This window comes from Streptomyces sp. R818, from assembly GCF_056172735.1.
In genome coordinates, this window is sequence record NZ_JAOCNE010000008.1 from 176,904 (window position 1) to 193,031 (window position 16,128).

Annotated in this window: 15 protein-coding genes and 1 pseudogene; 5 read left to right on the forward strand and 11 right to left on the reverse strand. The window is 73.1% G+C overall.

What is annotated here, in order from left to right:
• The coding region (locus N5I75_RS23015) for a rhodanese-like domain-containing protein (protein WP_476680082.1) at positions 1 to 236 on the forward strand (236 nt) is incomplete at its 5' end.
• 177 nt (positions 237 to 413) lie between these two features.
• Here the strand turns inward: N5I75_RS23015 and recX are convergent.
• The 4 genes from recX to N5I75_RS23035 form a co-directional block, all read right to left on the reverse strand.
• Positions 414 to 1,247, reverse strand: a complete 834-nt coding sequence (recX, locus tag N5I75_RS23020; protein ID WP_476680084.1) for a recombination regulator RecX — start codon at positions 1,245 to 1,247, stop codon at positions 414 to 416.
• Between the two features lie 3 nt (positions 1,248 to 1,250).
• Positions 1,251 to 2,372, reverse strand: coding sequence for a recombinase RecA (recA, locus tag N5I75_RS23025; protein WP_476680086.1), 1,122 nt, complete (start codon positions 2,370 to 2,372; stop codon positions 1,251 to 1,253).
• 187 nt (positions 2,373 to 2,559) lie between these two features.
• Positions 2,560 to 3,807: an AI-2E family transporter gene (locus N5I75_RS23030; RefSeq protein WP_476680088.1), complete on the reverse strand. Its 1,248-nt coding sequence runs from the start codon at positions 3,805 to 3,807 to the stop codon at positions 2,560 to 2,562.
• A 60-nt stretch (positions 3,808 to 3,867) separates the two neighbouring features.
• Entirely contained in the window at positions 3,868 to 4,062 is a 195-nt protein-coding gene (locus tag N5I75_RS23035; protein ID WP_476680090.1) for a DUF3046 domain-containing protein, read from the reverse strand.
• An 80-nt stretch (positions 4,063 to 4,142) separates the two neighbouring features.
• Here N5I75_RS23035 and N5I75_RS23040 point away from each other — a divergent pair, with 80 nt between their 5' ends.
• Positions 4,143 to 5,096, forward strand: coding sequence for a hypothetical protein (locus N5I75_RS23040; RefSeq protein ID WP_476680092.1), 954 nt, complete (start codon positions 4,143 to 4,145; stop codon positions 5,094 to 5,096).
• A gap of 7 nt (positions 5,097 to 5,103) precedes the next feature.
• Here the strand turns inward: N5I75_RS23040 and N5I75_RS23045 are convergent, their stop codons facing one another.
• Genes N5I75_RS23045 through N5I75_RS23055 form a run of 3 tightly spaced genes read right to left on the reverse strand, consistent with a single transcriptional unit; the run spans position 5,104 to position 7,056 of the window.
• Positions 5,104 to 5,412 carry an AzlD domain-containing protein gene (locus N5I75_RS23045; RefSeq protein ID WP_476680094.1) on the reverse strand — a complete coding sequence of 103 codons (309 nt, stop codon included), beginning with the start codon at positions 5,410 to 5,412 and terminating at the stop codon, positions 5,104 to 5,106.
• Positions 5,409 to 6,185, reverse strand: a complete 777-nt coding sequence (locus N5I75_RS23050) for an AzlC family ABC transporter permease (protein WP_476680096.1) — start codon at positions 6,183 to 6,185, stop codon at positions 5,409 to 5,411. The genes N5I75_RS23045 and N5I75_RS23050 overlap by 4 nt, the downstream gene beginning before the upstream one ends.
• 25 nt (positions 6,186 to 6,210) lie before the next feature.
• A complete protein-coding gene (locus N5I75_RS23055) occupies positions 6,211 to 7,056 on the reverse strand; it encodes an AraC family transcriptional regulator (RefSeq protein ID WP_476680098.1) in 846 nt (281 codons plus the stop codon).
• 87 nt (positions 7,057 to 7,143) lie between these two features.
• Here N5I75_RS23055 and N5I75_RS23060 point away from each other — a divergent pair, with 87 nt between their 5' ends.
• The 3 genes from N5I75_RS23060 to N5I75_RS23070 all read left to right on the forward strand — a co-directional run bounded on the left by N5I75_RS23060 (position 7,144) and on the right by N5I75_RS23070 (position 13,686).
• Positions 7,144 to 11,898 (forward strand): ATP-dependent helicase, encoded by a 4,755-nt coding sequence (locus tag N5I75_RS23060; RefSeq protein ID WP_476680100.1) that lies wholly within the window; start codon positions 7,144 to 7,146, stop codon positions 11,896 to 11,898.
• 155 nt (positions 11,899 to 12,053) lie between these two features.
• Positions 12,054 to 12,878, forward strand: a complete 825-nt coding sequence (locus N5I75_RS23065) for an Fpg/Nei family DNA glycosylase (protein WP_476680102.1) — start codon at positions 12,054 to 12,056, stop codon at positions 12,876 to 12,878.
• A gap of 31 nt (positions 12,879 to 12,909) precedes the next feature.
• On the forward strand, positions 12,910 to 13,686 hold the full coding sequence (locus N5I75_RS23070; protein ID WP_476680104.1) for an SDR family NAD(P)-dependent oxidoreductase: 777 nt from the start codon (positions 12,910 to 12,912) through the stop codon (positions 13,684 to 13,686).
• Between the two features lie 516 nt (positions 13,687 to 14,202).
• Here N5I75_RS23070 and N5I75_RS23075 read toward each other — a convergent pair.
• From N5I75_RS23075 to N5I75_RS23090, 4 genes and pseudogenes are all read right to left on the reverse strand, one after another.
• On the reverse strand, positions 14,203 to 14,667 hold the full coding sequence (locus N5I75_RS23075) for a Dps family protein (protein WP_476680105.1): 465 nt from the start codon (positions 14,665 to 14,667) through the stop codon (positions 14,203 to 14,205).
• A 136-nt stretch (positions 14,668 to 14,803) separates the two neighbouring features.
• Positions 14,804 to 15,184 (reverse strand): helix-turn-helix domain-containing protein, encoded by a 381-nt coding sequence (locus tag N5I75_RS23080; protein WP_476680106.1) that lies wholly within the window; start codon positions 15,182 to 15,184, stop codon positions 14,804 to 14,806.
• Between the two features lie 109 nt (positions 15,185 to 15,293).
• Positions 15,294 to 15,863, reverse strand: a complete 570-nt coding sequence (locus N5I75_RS23085) for a CinA family protein (protein ID WP_476680107.1) — start codon at positions 15,861 to 15,863, stop codon at positions 15,294 to 15,296.
• Positions 15,860 to 16,128, reverse strand: a pseudogene (locus N5I75_RS23090) (hypothetical protein); the annotation flags it as partial. The gene N5I75_RS23085 and the pseudogene N5I75_RS23090, both read right to left, overlap by 4 nt.

Sequence of the window (16,128 nt, forward strand, 5' to 3'; positions counted from 1 at the left end):
GCGCGCTGGTCGTCGAGCGCAACGAACTGGAGTGGCGCCTCGACCCGGACGGCAGCCACCGGGCCCCCGAGGCGACCCACCACGATCTCCGCGTGGTGGTCGTCTGCAACGAGGGCTACGCCTCCAGCCTCGCGGCCGCCTCCCTCCACCAGCTCGGCCTGCACCGGGCGACGGATCTGGTGGGCGGCTTCCAGGCATGGCGCGCGGCGGGCCTGCCGGTCACTGGCGCGGGCTGAGCAAGCGGGCGGCGCGCTTGCAGCGGGCTGAAGGGAAGGGGGCGGCTTGCGCTCCAGGCGGTGCGCTTGCCGCAGGCTGAAGAGAGGCGGCTTTCGGGCGGCGCGTATGCCGCGCACTGAAGGGGGCGGCTTCCGGGCGCCCCGCGCGGGACCTGGGGGCGCTGGACAAGGCGCCCCCTACTCGCCGAACCCCAAATTCTCCGTGTCCTCCCCCTCTTCCTCCAGCGCCTGCCGCACCACCCGCAACGCCATCCCCTCGGAATACCCCTTGCGGGCCAGCATCCCCGCGAGCCGGCGGAGCCGCTTGTCGCGGTCGAGGCCGCGGGTGGAGCGGAGCTTGCGGGCGACGAGGTCGCGGGCGGTCTCCTCCTCGCGCTCGGCGTCGAGCTGACCGACCGCCTCGTCGATCACCGTGGAGTCCACCCCCTTGGTCCGCAGCTCGCGCGCGAGCGCCCGGCGGGCGAGACCCCGGCCGTGATGACGGGACTCCACCCAGGCGTCCGCGAAGGCGCTGTCGTTGATCAGCCCGACCTCCTCGAACCGGGACAGCACCTCCTGCGCCACCTCGTCCGGGATGTCCCGCTTGCGCAGCGCGTCGGCCAGTTGCTTGCGCGTGCGCGGGGTCCCGGTGAGCAGGCGCAGGCAGATGTTCCGTGCCCGCTCCGCCGGGTCCCCTGACGGTTCCCCCCGCCCGGCCCTCGACGGGTCGGGGGGACCGTCGTCCTGTGCGGCGCCGGGCGGATCCCCGAACCCGCCCCGGCGCCGGCGTCCGCGAGGCCCGGCCCCGCCGCGCGAACGCCCCTTGCCGCGCGGCGGCCCGTCCGCCGCACCGTCCCCCGTCCCGGCTGCGTCCCCGTCCTCGCCGTACGCGTCGTACGCGGCGGCGTCGTACGTGTCCTCCCCGTACGCGTCGTACGCGGCGGCGTCGTACGTCTCGTCGCCCCCGTGCCCCCCGCCCTGGGGGACGGCGGGACGGGCGTCGTACTCGGCCCAGTCGGTTCGTCGTGTCACGGACTAGCTCTTGGCCGCCGCGGCCTTGGACTTGGCGGCCTTGGGCGCGGGCACCGTCTTGGCGGCGTCCTCGGCCGGGGCCGCTGCCACCGCGTCGGCGGCGGCAGGCTCGGCGGAGGGCTCCTCCGGACGGACGCCGACGCCCAGCTTCTCCTTGATCTTCTTCTCGATCTCGTTGGCCAGGTCGGGGTTGTCCTTCAGGAAGTTGCGCGCGTTCTCCTTGCCCTGGCCGAGCTGGTCGCCCTCGTACGTGTACCAGGCACCGGCCTTGCGGACGAAGCCGTGCTCCACGCCCATGTCGATCAGGCCGCCCTCGCGGGAGATGCCCTGCCCGTAGAGGATGTCGAACTCGGCCTGCTTGAAGGGCGGCGCGACCTTGTTCTTGACGACCTTGACGCGGGTGCGGTTGCCCACCGCGTCCGTGCCGTCCTTCAGGGTCTCGATGCGGCGGATGTCCATGCGCACCGAGGCGTAGAACTTCAGCGCCCGGCCACCGGTCGTGGTCTCCGGCGAGCCGAACATCACACCGATCTTCTCGCGGAGCTGGTTGATGAAGATCGCGGTGGTCTTCGACTGGTTGAGCGCGCTGGTGATCTTGCGCAGGGCCTGGCTCATCAGACGGGCCTGCAGACCCACGTGCGAGTCGCCCATCTCGCCCTCGATCTCCGCACGCGGCACGAGCGCGGCGACGGAGTCGATGACGATGAGGTCGAGGGCGCCGGAGCGGACCAGCATGTCGACGATCTCGAGAGCCTGCTCGCCGTTGTCCGGCTGGGACAGGATCAGGTTGTCGATGTCGACGCCGAGCTTCTTCGCGTACTCGGGGTCGAGGGCGTGCTCGGCGTCCACGAAGGCCACCGCGCCGCCCGCCCGCTGGGCGTTGGCCACGGCGTGCAGGGTCAGGGTCGTCTTGCCGGAGGACTCCGGGCCGTAGACCTCGACCACGCGGCCGCGGGGGATGCCGCCGACGCCGAGCGCGACGTCGAGGGCGGTCGACCCGGTGGGGATGACCTCGATGGGGTCGTTCGGCCGCTCGCCCATGCGCATCACTGCGCCCTTGCCGAATTGCCGTTCAATCTGTGCGAGCGCGGCGTCGAGCGCCTTCTCGCGGTCGGTTCCTGCCATGGGTTCCACCCGGTTTGCTTGTGTCGATCGCTTCACGTCAAAGACGCTAACGCCTGCCACTGACAATCGGCCTCGACGCCCGTCCCGCCTGTGGATAACTCGAGGCACGGCACACCCATAAGAATGGATGTTCGATTTTAGTGTCAAGCGCACCACGCGGGGCGCGCCGCACGCCTCCGGAAGGCGCCTAAGGTGCCTCTCGATCCTCGGCGTTCGGCTCGTTCGGCCCCCGCAGGGCACGCCGGGCGCGGGCCAGTATCGAGGCCCCGGCGCGCCTGCGGTGGCCGTGCACCCGGGGGTCGTCGGTGACGTCGTACCGCTTCACGTACGCGCCGAGGAACGCCTGCAGCGTCGCGACGGCGGGGATCGCGATCAGCGCGCCCACGGCACCGAGCAGCGCCGTGCCCGCGATGACGGACCCGAAGGCGACCGCGGGGTGGATGTCGACGGTCTTCGCGGTCAGCTTCGGCTGCAGCATGTAGTTCTCGAACTGCTGGTACACGACGACGAAGATGAAGACCCACAGCGTGTACCAGGGGTCCACGGTGAAGGCGATCAGCATCGGCAGCGCGCCCGCCAGATAGGTGCCGATGGTCGGGATGAACTGCGAGACGAGCCCCACCCACACGGCGAGCACCGGCGCGTACGGCACCTCGAGCGCCTGCAGCAGGATGTAGTGGGCGATCCCGGAGATCAGCGCCATCAGGCCGCGCGAGTACAGGTAGCCGCCCGTCTTGTCGACGGCGATCTCCCAGGCGCGCAGCACCTCGGCCTGCTTGGCGGGCGGCAGCACCGAGCACAGCGCGCGCCGCAGCCGCGGCCCGTCGGCGGCGAAGTAGAACGAGAACAGGGTGACCGTCAGGAGCTGGAAGAGGCCGCCGAGCACCTGCGCGGAGACGTCGAGGACGCCGGTCGCGCTGTTCTGCACGTACTTCTGCAGCCAGTCCGAGTGCAGCAGGCTGTCCTGGACCTCGACGCGGTTCAGCTCGGTGTGGAACGTGGAGTTGACCCAGCTGATGACCTGGTCGAGATATTTCGGGAAGTCCTCGACCATGTCGACGATCTGGCCCGCGAGCATGGACCCCATCAGCACGACGAAGCCGGCGCCCGCGACCATCACGGCGAAGAAGACGAGGCCGGTGGCGAGGCCGCGGCGCAGACCGCGCGCCGACATCCAGCTCACCGCGGGCTCCACGGCGAGCGCCAGGAAGAACGCGATCAGCACGTTGATCAGTAACCCGGTGACCTGGTGGAAGGCCCAGGTGCCGAGCCGGAAACAGGCGATGAGGGCCAGCGCGAGCACCATGGCGCGCGGCAGCCAGCGCGGCATCCCCGCGCGCGGGAGCGGCGCCGGTCCGGGCGGTTGCTCGGGAGGCGTCGTGCCCGGCGGAGTCACGTCGGCCGTCACCGGGAGGGTCTCGTCAGTCGCTGCCACGGAGCCAGTCTCGCCCACCCCGCGGGCGATCGGTGACCGCCCCGGAATCCGCACCATGGATCAGCGCTTCTCGGCGGGCACGTCCATCGCCGTGCACACCACGCGCCAGACGTCCTTCGCCTCCCACCCGGCGTCGAGCGCCTCGTGCACGGTCCGCCCGCCGAGCCCCGTCATCACGTGGTCGCGGGCGAAGGTGTCCGCGTACCCGGGCCCGAAGTGATCCGCCATCCGCTGCCAAAAGACCGTCAACCGCATACGTCCAGTATCCCGCCCCTGAGAGTGGGGCCCGGCCGGTGCGGCGTTGCGCGGGCGCTGTCGGGTCCTACGGTCGTCGCATGGCCGAAACCGGAGCTTCCCCACTCCCCTCATCGCCGTCGGCGCCCTCACCGCTCTCCCGCGCCGAATCGTTCGTCTGGCTGACCGCGCGCGTCCTGGAACAGCGCCGCTTCGCCTACCACTTCCTGGAGAACTCCCCCGCCGCGGCCGACGCCGTGGAGACCGCCCTGGGCGCCTACCGCACGGCCGACGACGGCTACGGCCACGCCCTCGAACCCGATTTGCGCGGCCCCGCGAGCCAGCCCCTGCACGCCGGGTACGCGCTGCGCGTCCTGGACACGATCGGGCGGTGCGCGGGGCAGCGCGCGGAGCGGGTGTGCCGCTATCTGACGCTCGCCTCCACCCCGGAAGGCGCCCTTCCGGCGGTGTGTCCCAGCCAGCGCGGCTATCCGCACGCCCCGTTCGTGCCGGTCGTGGACGACCCGCCGGGCGAACTGCTCGCCACCGGCCCGGTGGTGGGCCTGCTGCACCGCAACGAGGTGTGGCACGCCTGGCTCTTCCGCGCCACCGAGTTCTGCTGGGCGGCCGTCGACTCCCTGACCCGGTCGCATCCGTACGAGGTCGAGGCGGCCGTCGCCTTCCTGGACGGTGTGCCGGACCGCTCACGCGCGCGTGCGGTGGCGGACCGGCTCGGCCGCCTGGTCCGCGAGCAGCGCCTCGTGGTCCTCGATCCGGAGCGCAAGGACGACTGTCCGCTCGCTCCCGGTTACGCGCCGGGTGAGCACCACTTCCCGTACGACTACGCGCGGGCGCCGGAGTCGCTGGCCCGCTCCTGGTTCACCGACGAGGAGATGACGCGCGCGCTCGACCACTTGGAGAGCGAACAGCGCGAGGACGGCGGCTGGCCCGTCAACTGGCGCCAATGGACGCCCGCCGCCGCCCTCGAAGCGCGCCCCATGGTGACGATCGAGGCGCTGCGCACCTTGCGCGCGTACGGACGCGCCTTGCAGTGACCTGCCGTCACCCGGTGAGGGCCCGCACCCCTGCCGTGACGACCACGGCCACGCCGACGACCACGAGGAACGGCGCGCGCAGCAGCAGCGCGACGGCCGCCGCGGCCACCCCGGCGGCCTTGGCGTCCAGGATCAGGACGCGTCCGTCCGCGAACGTCTGCTGCGCCGTGAGCGCGGCGAGCAGTGCTACGGGCAGCAAGGCGGCCAGCCGCTTCACGGCGGGCCGTTCCAGGGCGCCCGCGGGTACGAGGAGGCCGATCAGTTTGACGGCGTAGCAGCCCACCGCGGTGACGGCGACGGCGATCCAGATGTTCATCGGGTGCCTCCTTGCGCGGCATTGTCGTCCCCGGCGCCACGGCGGCGTCCCTCCACGTAGAGCACGGCCGGAGCGGCGAGCGCGGCCACCAGGACGGGCACGCCGGCGGGCAGCACGGGCAGCAGTCCGAGGCCGAGCACGACGGCGATCGCCGCCACGGCGCGTTCCCTGGCGCTCTTCACCATCGGCGCGAGGAGCGCCAGGAAGACGGCGGGGCCTGCCGCGTCGAGCCCCCAGGCGTCGGTGTCACCGATGGCCTCGGCGCCGAGGGCGCCGAGCAGTGTGGTCAGGTTCCACAGGACGTACAGGGTCAGCCCGGTGACGGTGAAGCCCATGCGCACGCTGCGCCGCGTCGGCTGGGCGAGCGCCACGGCGGTCGTCTCGTCGATGACCCAGTGCGCGGCGAACGGCCGCACCGCGCGCGGGAGCGCCAGCAACTGGGAGAGGCGCAGCCCGTAGAACGCGTTGCGCACGCCGAGGAAGAAGGCGCCCGCGGCGGCGGTGAACGGGTTGCCGCCGCCTGCCAGCGCGCCGACGAGCGCGAACTGCGAGGCCCCGGTGAAGACGAACAGGCTGAGCGCGCACGTCTGGAGCACGCTGAGCCCGGCGCCCGCCGAGGTCACGCCGAAGGCGAAGCCGGACAGGCCGACGGCGACGCCGACGCCGAGCGCGTCCCGGACGACGGCCCCGTCGGACTTGTCGGCTCCGGCGGCGTGCCCGGCGGGTGACCTGTCCGGAGTTCGTATGTCGGTGGGTGTTGTCTGTTCTGCCACGCCCCGGACCCTACGAGGGCGCCGGTCAGCGGTCTTGTACGTTCTTGCGCTCGCGCTGGTACGCCCCCGGTGGCACCCCGACGATCCGCGTGAAGTGCCGGTTGAGGTGCGGCTGGTCGGTGAACCCGACGGCCACGGCGGCGTCGGCGGGCGCCTCACCCTTCTCCAGAAGACGCCGCGCCATGCGCACGCGCACGTTGGTGAGCCAGGCGTGCGGCGGCATCCCGTAGGCGTCGCGGAAGGCGCGCAGGAGGGCGAACGGGCTGAGGCCGAGGCCGGCCGCGAGCGCCTCCAGGGACGGCGGATCGGCCAGGCGCTCCTCCAGGACCTCACGCGCGCGTGCCGCCGCCGTGGCCCCGGCCGACCGGCGCGGTCGCGGCGTGAGCGCCTTGCCGTGGTCCCGCAGCAGCCGGGCGAGCACGACCCGCAGCAGACTGTCCGCGGCCAGCGCGTTGCCCTGCTCGGCGGCCCGGTGCACCTCCTTGATCAGGTGCGCGGCCCGCGAGTCGGAGACCATGGTCTCGCCGAAGCTGACGGTTCCGTGCGCCGACGTCGTCTCCGCCGCGATCTCGGTGACGACCTGCGCGGACGGATACAGCGTGAAGTACGACCAGCCGTCGGGCCCGCCCGCGCGCGCGGTGTGTGCTACCTCAGGGTTGATCATGACGACGGTGCCGGGTCCGGCGCGCAGGGTGCGGTCCGGCAACCCGATCTCCTCGATGCCGCGGGTCACCGCGCCGAAGACGAAGCCGTCGTGGCTGTGGCGCGGGAAGGTGTGCCGGAGGTAGCGGGCCCGCAGCAGGTCGAGCCCCGGCAGCCGCTCGTAGCGCCAGTGCCGTGCCCATTCGCCGTCCCCCGCTGTCCCCTCCATCCTTCCATTCTGCGCCACGTCACCCTGATGAACCAGTCGTTTCCGCAGGTCAAGGCCGTTGTCAGTGGTGGGGTGCAGGATGGGGGCATGGTCAGGTCCAGGCAGGGAGCCGGTGACGGCCCCGACACCGCGAGCGCCCTAGACGGGTTCTCCCCCGCGACCCGCGGCTGGTTCGCGGGTGCCTTCTCCGCGCCCACGCCCGCCCAGGCCGGGGCGTGGCGGGCGATCGGCGAGGGCTCGGACGTGCTGGTCGTCGCGCCGACCGGCTCGGGCAAGACGCTCGCCGCGTTCCTCGCCGCCCTCGACCAGCTGGCCTCGTCGCCCCCGCCGGCCGATCCGAAGAAGCGCTGCCGCGTTCTGTACGTGTCGCCGATGAAGGCGCTCGCCGTCGACGTGGAGCGCAATCTGCGCAGCCCCCTGACCGGCATCCGCCAGGAGGCCGTGCGTCTCGGGCTGCCCGAGCCCGAGGTGAAGGTCGGCATCCGCTCCGGCGACACTCCGCCCGCCGAGCGCCGCGCCCTGGCCACGCGCCCGCCGGACATCCTGATCACGACGCCGGAATCGCTGTTCCTCATGCTGACGTCGGCGACGCGGGACGCGCTGACGGGCATCGAGACGGTCATCGTGGACGAGGTGCACGCGGTGGCGGGCACCAAGCGCGGCGCCCATCTGGCGCTCTCCCTGGAGCGTCTGGACGAGCTGCTGCCCCGTCCGGCCCGCCGCATCGGCCTGTCCGCCACGGTCCGGCCGGTCGACGAGGTGGCGCGCTATCTGTCGCCGCAGCGCAAGGTCGAGATCGTCCAGCCGCCGTCCGGCAAGCAGTTCGACCTGTCCGTGGTGGTCCCGGTCGAGGACCTGGGCGAGCTGGGCGGCTCCCCGGTGGCCGACTCCGACCAGGGGGCCGAGCGCCCCTCGATCTGGCCGTCCGTGGAGGAGCGCATCGCGGACCTCATCGAGGCCCACCGCTCCACGATCGTCTTCGCCAACTCCCGGCGCCTGGCGGAGCGCCTGTGCAACAGGCTGAACGAGATCGCCTACGAGCGCGCCACCGGCGAGGCCCTGCCCGAGGACCACTCCCCCGCCGAGCTGATGGGCGGCTCCGGGGCGGCGACGGGCGCCCCGCAGATCCTGGCCCGCGCGCACCACGGCTCGGTCTCCAAGGAGCAGCGCACCCTTGTCGAGGAGGACCTGAAGGCGGGCCGGCTGCCCGCCGTGGTCGCCACGTCCAGCCTGGAGCTGGGTATCGACATGGGCGCCGTCGATCTCGTCATCCAGGTGGAGTCGCCGCCGTCCGTCGCCTCGGGGCTCCAGCGCGTGGGGCGCGCGGGCCACCAGGTGGGCGCTGTCTCCACCGGTGTCGTGTTCCCGAAGTACCGCGGCGACCTCGTGCAGTCGGCCGTCGTGACCGAGCGGATGCGCTCGGGCGCCATCGAGTCGCTGCGCGTCCCCGGCAACCCCCTCGACGTGCTGGCCCAGCAACTCGTCGCCATGACGGCGATGGACGCCTGGCAGGTCGACGACCTCCTCGCGCTCACCCGCAGGGCGGCGCCCTTCGCCTCGCTGCCCGAGTCGGCGTTCACCGGCGTCCTCGACATGCTCGCGGGCCGCTACCCGTCCGACGCCTTCGCCGAGCTGCGCCCGCGCGTGGTGTGGGACCGCGTCGCGGGGACGGTCACGGGCCGCCCCGGGGCCCAGCGCCTGGCCGTCACCTCCGGCGGCACGATCCCCGACCGCGGCCTGTTCGGCGTCTTCCTGGCGGGCACCGACCCGAAGAAGGGCGGCGGCCGCGTCGGCGAGCTCGACGAGGAAATGGTCTACGAGTCCCGCGTCGGGGACGTCTTCACCCTGGGCACCAGCTCCTGGCGGATCGAGGACATCACCCGCGACCGCGTCCTCGTCTCCCCCGCGCCCGGCGTCCCCGGCCGCCTCCCCTTCTGGAAGGGCGACCAGCTGGGCCGCCCGCTCGAACTGGGGCGCGCGGTGGGCGCGTTCCTGCGCGAGGTCGGCTCGCAGAAGCCCGACGACGCGCGCGTGCGCCTCGCCGAGGCGGGCCTGGACACCTGGGCCGCGGAGAACGTGCTGTCGTACCTGTCCGAGCAGCGCGAGGCGTGCGGCCACATCCCGGACGACCGCACCATCGTGGTCGAGCGCTTCCGCGACGAGCTGGGCGACTGGCGCGTCGTCGTGCACTCCCCCTTCGGCGCCCAGGTGCACGCCCCGTGGGCGCTCGCCCTCGGCGCCCGGCTCAGCGAGAAGTACGGCATGGACGCGCAGGTCATGCACGCCGACGACGGCATCGTCCTGCGCCTGCCCGACGCCGACCTGATGGGCCTGGACCTCCTCGACCAGGAGCCCTCCAAGCCGGGCCTGGAGTACGACTCCGAGCAGGCCCCGATCGGCGCCGCGGACGTCGCCTTCGACAAGGGGGACGTCGACCAGATCGTCACCGACCAGGTCGGCGGCTCGGCCCTGTTCGCCTCCCGCTTCCGCGAGTGCGCCGCCCGCGCGCTGCTGCTCCCCAAGCGCAACCCCGGCAAGCGCACGCCCCTGTGGCAGCAGCGCCAGCGCGCGTCCCAGCTGCTCCAGGTGGCCAGCGAGTTCGGCTCCTTCCCGATCGTCCTGGAGGCCGTGCGCGAATGCCTCCAGGACGTCTTCGACGTACCGGGCCTCGCCGAGCTGATGGGCGACATCGAGTCCCGCAAGGTCCGCCTCGTCGAGGTCACCACCCCCGAGGCGTCCCCCTTCGCCCGCTCCCTGCTCTTCGGCTACGTCGCGCAGTTCCTCTACGAGGGCGACTCCCCGCTCGCCGAGCGCCGCGCGGCCGCGCTCTCCCTGGACTCCCGGCTCCTCGCCGAGCTCCTCGGCCAGGCCGAGCTGCGCGAACTGCTCGACGCGGACGTCCTGGCCGAGCTGGAGCAGGAGCTGCAGTGGCGCACCGAGGACCGCCGCATCAAGGACGTCGAGGGCGTCGCGGACCTGCTGCGCCTCCTCGGCCCGCTGACCGACGCCGAGCTGGCTGAGCGCGGCGCCGAGCCCGGCTGGGCCCGGGACCTCGCGTCCGCGCGGCGCGCCATCCAGGTCCGGATCGCGGGCACCGAGCACTGGGCGGCGATCGAGGACGCGGGCCGCCTGCGCGACGCGCTCGGCACGGCGCTCCCCGTCGGCGTCCCCGAAGCGTTCACCGAGCCGGTCAAGGACCCGCTCGGCGACCTCCTCGCCCGCTACGCGCGCACGCACGGGCCGTTCACATCTATGCAGGCCGCGGCCCGGTTCGGCCTGGGCGCTGCGGTCACGGAGGGCGCACTGCAGCGCCTTGCGGCGAACGGCCGGGTGGTGCAGGGCGAGTTCCATCCGGCGGGCATCGGCCAGGAGTGGTGCGACGCCGCGGTCCTGCGCCGCCTGCGCCGCCGCTCCCTCGCCGCGCTGCGGCACGAGCTCGAACCCGTACCCCCCGCCGCGCTCGCCCAGTTCCTGCCCCAGTGGCAGCACCTCGGCGGCCACGGCCTGCGCGGGATCGACGGCCTGGTCCGCGCCGTCGAGCAGCTGCAAGGCGCTTCCGTCCCCGCCTCCGCCCTGGAGAAGCTGGTCCTGCCGTCCCGCGTCTCCGGCTACGCGCCGGCCCTCCTCGACGAGCTCACGTCCTCGGGCGAAGTGCTGTGGGCGGGCGCGGGCTCGCTCCCCGGCAAGGACGGCTGGGTCTCCCTCTACCTCGCCGACACCGCCCCGCTCCTGCTGCCGCCGGCACACCCCCTGGAGCTGACGCCGCTGCACCAGGCGGTCCTGAACAGCCTGTCCGGCGGCTACGGCCTGTTCTTCCGCCAGATCGCCGACCAGGTCCGCGCCGCGACGGAGGGCCAGGAGGGCGCCCCGCTCACCGCCACCGATCCCCAGCTTGCCGACGCGCTGTGGGACCTGGCCTGGTCGGGCCGGCTCACGAACGACACGCTCGCCCCGATGCGCGCCCTCCTCGGCTCGGGCCGCACCGCAGGGTCCACCGCCCACCGCGCGCGCAGGTCCGTCCCGCGCGGCCGCTACGGGAGCCTCACGGCCGCCGCGCGGGCCACCTCGCGCACCGGCCCGCCCACCGTCGCCGGACGCTGGTCGCTGCTGCCCGCGCAGGAGCCCGACCCGACCGTGCGCGCCCACGCCCTGGCCCGCACCCTCATGGACCGGCACGGCGTCGTCACCCGTGGCGCGGTCGCCGCCGAAGGCGTGGAGGGCGGTTTCTCGGCGATGTACCGCATCCTGTCCGTCTTCGAGGAGAGCGGCCAGGCCAGGCGCGGCTACGTGGTGGAGGGGCTCGGCGCCGCCCAGTTCGCGATGGACGGCGCCGTGGACCGCCTCCGCGCGGCGGCCAACGCCCAGGAGCGCGGCGCGCCCCCGCCCGACCCCTTCGCCCAGCCCGACGCCCCGGCCGCCAAGGGCGCCGCCCCGCGCGCCCTCGTCCTGGCCGCCGCCGATCCCGCCAACGCGTACGGGGCGGCCCTCCCCTGGCCCGAGCCGCCCGCGCGCGCGGGCCACAAACCGGGCCGCAAGGCGGGCTCCCTGGTCGTCCTGGTCGACGGCGAGCTGACGCTCTACATGGAGCGCGGCGGCAAAAGCCTCCTGGCCTGGCCCGCCACGGAGTCCGACACCGCCGCACCGTCCGCGTCCCAGCTCACCGACGACCCCCGGCTGCCCGCCGCCGCCCGCTCCCTCGCCGAATCCGCCCGTACGGGCGCCCTGGGCACGATCACCGTCGAGCGCATCAATGGCGAGGCGGCGCTGACCTCCCCGTACGCCCCGCTCCTCGAAGGGGCGGGCTTCCACGCGACGCCGAGGGGGCTGCGCCTGCGTGCCTGAGACCACCCCGACGACGTGCCCAGCCACACCCCGCGCGCCCGAAACCACTCCGCCGACGGCACCAGCCACACTCCGCACGCCTGAGACCACCCCGACGCGATCACCGACACCCTGCGCGCCCGCCGCCACGCAGCCCCTCCGCCTACCCTGATCACATGCCCGAAGGAGACACCGTCCTGCAAGCCGCCAAGCGGCTGCACACCGCGCTCGCGGGTCAGGTCCTCATCCGCTCCGACCTGCGGGTACCCCGGTTCGCCACGGCGGATCTGACCGGGCGCGAGGTCCTGGAGGTCATCTCGCGCGGCAAGCACCTGATGACCCGCATCGAGGGCGACCTCACCCTCCACTCGCACCTGCGGATGGACGGCGCCTGGAAGATCTACGCGCCGGGCGAGCGCTGGCGCGGCGGCCCCGCGTTCCAGATCCGGGCGATCCTCGCCAACGAGGCGCACGCGGCCGTCGGCTACCGGCTCCCCGTGCTGGAACTGATCCGCACCAGCGAGGAGGCCAAGGCCGTCGGCCACCTCGGCCCCGACCTGCTCGGCCCGGACTGGGATCCGGAGAACGCGCTCAGCAACCTCCTTCAGGATCCCGCCCGCGCCGTCGGCGAGGCCCTCCTCGACCAGCGCAACCTCGCGGGCGTGGGCAATGTCTTCAAGTCGGAGATCTGCTTCCTCCTGGGGATCACGCCATGGCTCCCGGTCGGCGAGCTGCCGCCCGAGGCCGTCGAGCACATCGTCCCGCTCTCCAAGAAGCTCCTGGAGTTCAACAGGGACCGCCCCAACCGCGTCACCACCGGCCGCGCCCGCCAGGGCGAACGCCTGTACGTCTACGGCCGTGCCTCACGCCCCTGCATGCGCTGCCGCACCCCGATCCGCGTGGCCGAACAGGGCGACGGTGCCCGCGAACGCTCCACCTACTGGTGCCCCACCTGCCAGCCGGGCCCGCATCCGCCCAGGCAACCGCGTCTAACCAATTGACGGCCCGTCAGGTAACTCCTACGGTCCCCTCATGCCCGTAAAGGCGTACGACCTCACCGGCCGCACCGCGTTCGTCACCGGCGCGGCGAGCGGCATCGGACGCGCGTCGGCCGCGCTGCTCGCCGAGGCGGGCGCCACGGTGCACTGCGCGGACCGCGACAGCCGGGGCCTGGACGAGACGGCCGCGCTCATCAAGGAGAGCGGCGGCACGGCGCACACCCACACCCTGGACGTGTCCGACCGCGCCCAGGTCGCCGAGGCCGTCGCGGCCGCCGCCATCCCGACCGGAACGCTGGACATCCTGGCCGCGATCGCCGGGATCATGTACAACAGCCCCGTCCTGGAGACCCGCGACGAAGATCTGGACCGCGTCCTCGCCGTCAACTTCAAGGGCGTCCTCTACGCGTGCCAGGAGGCGGCCCGCACGATGATCGCGGCCGGCACCCGCGGCTCCCTCGTCACGATGGCGTCGGGCGCGATCGACACCGGCGGCCCCGGCCTGCTCTGCTACGGCGCCGCCAAGGCCGCCGTCGTCCAGCTCACCAAGACGCTGGCCACGGAGGTCGGCCCGCACGGCATCCGCGTCAACGCGGTGGCGCCCGGCTGGATCCGCACCCCGATGACGACCCGCCACGACGCGAGCGCCCAGGCCCACACGGAATCCCTGATGGAGCGGATGGCCCCGCTCGGCCGCGTCGGCGCTCCGGACGACATCGCCCACGCGGTCCTCCACCTGGCCTCGGACGCCTCATCCTTCACGACAGGCCAGATCCTCCGCCCGAACGGCGGCGTCGCAATGCCCTGGTGACCGCGACCGTGACCGCCCGGCCCACCACACTCCGCCCCATGCCTCACAGCACCGCGCTCACTCCCGCGACCCCCGAACCCCAGTCACCCCGCCTCCGAACCCCCGCCCGAACCCCCCGCACCACGCCTCACAGCACCGCGCTCACTCCCGCCACCCCGAACCCCTGTCACCCCACCTTCGAACCCCCGCCCGAACCCCTCGCCCCCGCGCCCGTACCCACCGCGCCCCCGACCGCCCCTGCGCCCCCGCGACCCCCGCCGCCCGCCCCTTCGGCAACGCATGTACCGGCAGCAGGCTGAGGCCCCACCCGCCGAAGGTGACCGCCCCCTCGAACACGCCCGCGTCCGGTGTGAACGCCAGTCGCAGGACGGCCCACCACCACAGCCCGCCGAGCACCATGCCCGGTATCCACCGCGGCAGCCGCCTCACCACGACCGCTCACCTCCGCCTGTCACCGGACCTCACCCACGCGCACCCGACCGCCCCGCCGGGCCGCCGGGCCGACGAGCGCGGATCTCAGCTGCGGTTCTCCGCCTGGAACATCCAGTGGTGTTTCTCCAGATCGGCCGTGATGCCGATGAACATGTCCTGGCTCACCGGGTCCGCCTCACCCGTCGCCCTGATCCGGTCCCGCATCCGTGTGATCACCGCCCCGAGCGCCTCCACGAGCGTCCCGACGGCGTCCGTGTCCTTGATCCAGCCCGCGGCGACGGCGGCGATCCCACTGCTCGCGGCGACCGTCGCGGCCCGCCCGTCCGGCGGGACGCCCAGCGTCGAGGCTCGCTCGGCCACCGTGTCGGAGTGCAGCCGCGCGCTGTCCACGACCTCGTCGAGCTGCAGGTGCACGGTGCGGAAACGGGGCCCGACCACGTTCCAGTGGACCTGCTTCGCCACGAGCGAGAGATCGACCAGGTCCACGAGCGCGCCCTGAAGCGCCTCGGCCACGGTCTTCAGGTCGGCATCGGACAGCGGACTCTTCACGGCGAACCTCCGTTACCTCCGAGCGGGAATCACGGACAACGATGGCACACATGTACACATACGGACACACGAGACGAAAGCCCCGGCCGATTCCCGGCCGGGGCTTTCGTCCTTGCTGTCACGCTGCGCGGAGACGTTACGCCGCTACGACGTCGACCGCCTCCGCAGGCGCCTTGATCGTCACCCGTTCCGGCGGGACGCCGGTCACGGAGACGGAATTGAGCATCGGACGGACCGGTGCGTGCACCGGCTCCGACGGGACCGCTGCTGCCGACTCGGCCAGCTCCGCGAGAGCGAGCTCGTCACTCACCTCGCGCATCAGCTCGGACATCCGTACGTCAAGCGCGTCGCAGATAGCGGAAAGCAGCTCGGAGGAAGCCTCCTTCTGCCCCCGCTCCACCTCGGAGAGATAGCCGAGCGAGACTCGGGCGGACGAGGAGACTTCGCGCAGAGTACGGCCCTGGCGCTGGCGCTGCCGACGCAGCACGTCACCAAGCAGGCGACGGAGCAGAATCATCGGTGGCTCCCTCCTCGGACCGCGTAGCCGCATCCTTCACGCCCCACCGTACCGCCTCGTGCCGCGGCCGTGCGGGGAGCGATGTCGTGTTCACTCAGGGCTGCAAACATCAAAACCCCCCGTTCTGTTCCGTATCCTGTGCCCGCCCATTCCCAGTACGTTCGCCGGAATGCCCTCCGACCAGCTCTTCCGTCAGCAGCCCGAGCACGCTCCGTACACTCTCCCTACGGATTTCCATGCGCCCGCCGTTCAACCGCAGCTCGAGTACTTTGCGGCTACCAGCGAAATTCCGTGTGCCCTTCGCAACGCTCTTTCCGGGTCCCACGGCGGCCACGTAGACGGTGCCGACGGGCTGTCCGTCCTGCGGTTCGGGCCCGGCGACGCCGGTCGTCGCGATGCCCCAGTCCGCGCCGAGCGCCTCGCGCACCCCGGCAGCCATCTGCAGCGCGACGTCCGGGTGGACGGCCCCGTACTCGGCGAGCAGATCCGCCTCGACGCCGAGCAGCTGGTGCTTCAGCTCCGTCGCGTACGCGGTGATCGAGCCGCGCAGGGCCTTCGAGGCCCCGGGCACCGCCACCAGCTCCGCCGCGACGAGACCACCGGTCAGCGACTCGGCCACGGCGAGGGTCTCTCCCCGCGTGGTCAGCAGCCGCAGCGCCTCGACAGCCTCGTCGGTCACTTCTCGGCCGCCTCCGACGACGATGCCGGCTCGACAGCGGCCGACTCGACAGCGGCCGGCTCGACAGCGGCCGGCCCCACGACCGGCCGCTCCACCGCCGCGGACTCCGCGACCACCGTTTCTCCGACCACCGACTCTCCGGCCACCGGTTCTCCGATCAGCGGCTCTCCGACCGACGGCTCTCCGACCGACGGCTCTTCGACCATCGGCTCGCCGACCGCCGACTCGACAGCCGCCTGCTCCACCGCCTCCGGGTCCACGACCC

Coding starts and splice junctions, on each gene's coding strand:
- N5I75_RS23040 (WP_476680092.1), top strand. CDS start 4,143: ATGGCCGAAACCGGAGCTTCCCCACTCCCCTCATCGCCGTCGGCGCCC.
- N5I75_RS23080 (WP_476680106.1), bottom strand. CDS start 15,184: ATGATTCTGCTCCGTCGCCTGCTTGGTGACGTGCTGCGTCGGCAGCGC.
- recA (WP_476680086.1), bottom strand. CDS start 2,372: ATGGCAGGAACCGACCGCGAGAAGGCGCTCGACGCCGCGCTCGCACAG.
- N5I75_RS23045 (WP_476680094.1), bottom strand. CDS start 5,412: ATGAACATCTGGATCGCCGTCGCCGTCACCGCGGTGGGCTGCTACGCC.
- N5I75_RS23060 (WP_476680100.1), top strand. CDS start 7,144: ATGGTCAGGTCCAGGCAGGGAGCCGGTGACGGCCCCGACACCGCGAGC.
- N5I75_RS23055 (WP_476680098.1), bottom strand. CDS start 7,056: ATGGAGGGGACAGCGGGGGACGGCGAATGGGCACGGCACTGGCGCTAC.
- N5I75_RS23065 (WP_476680102.1), top strand. CDS start 12,054: ATGCCCGAAGGAGACACCGTCCTGCAAGCCGCCAAGCGGCTGCACACC.
- N5I75_RS23035 (WP_476680090.1), bottom strand. CDS start 4,062: ATGCGGTTGACGGTCTTTTGGCAGCGGATGGCGGATCACTTCGGGCCC.
- N5I75_RS23070 (WP_476680104.1), top strand. CDS start 12,910: ATGCCCGTAAAGGCGTACGACCTCACCGGCCGCACCGCGTTCGTCACC.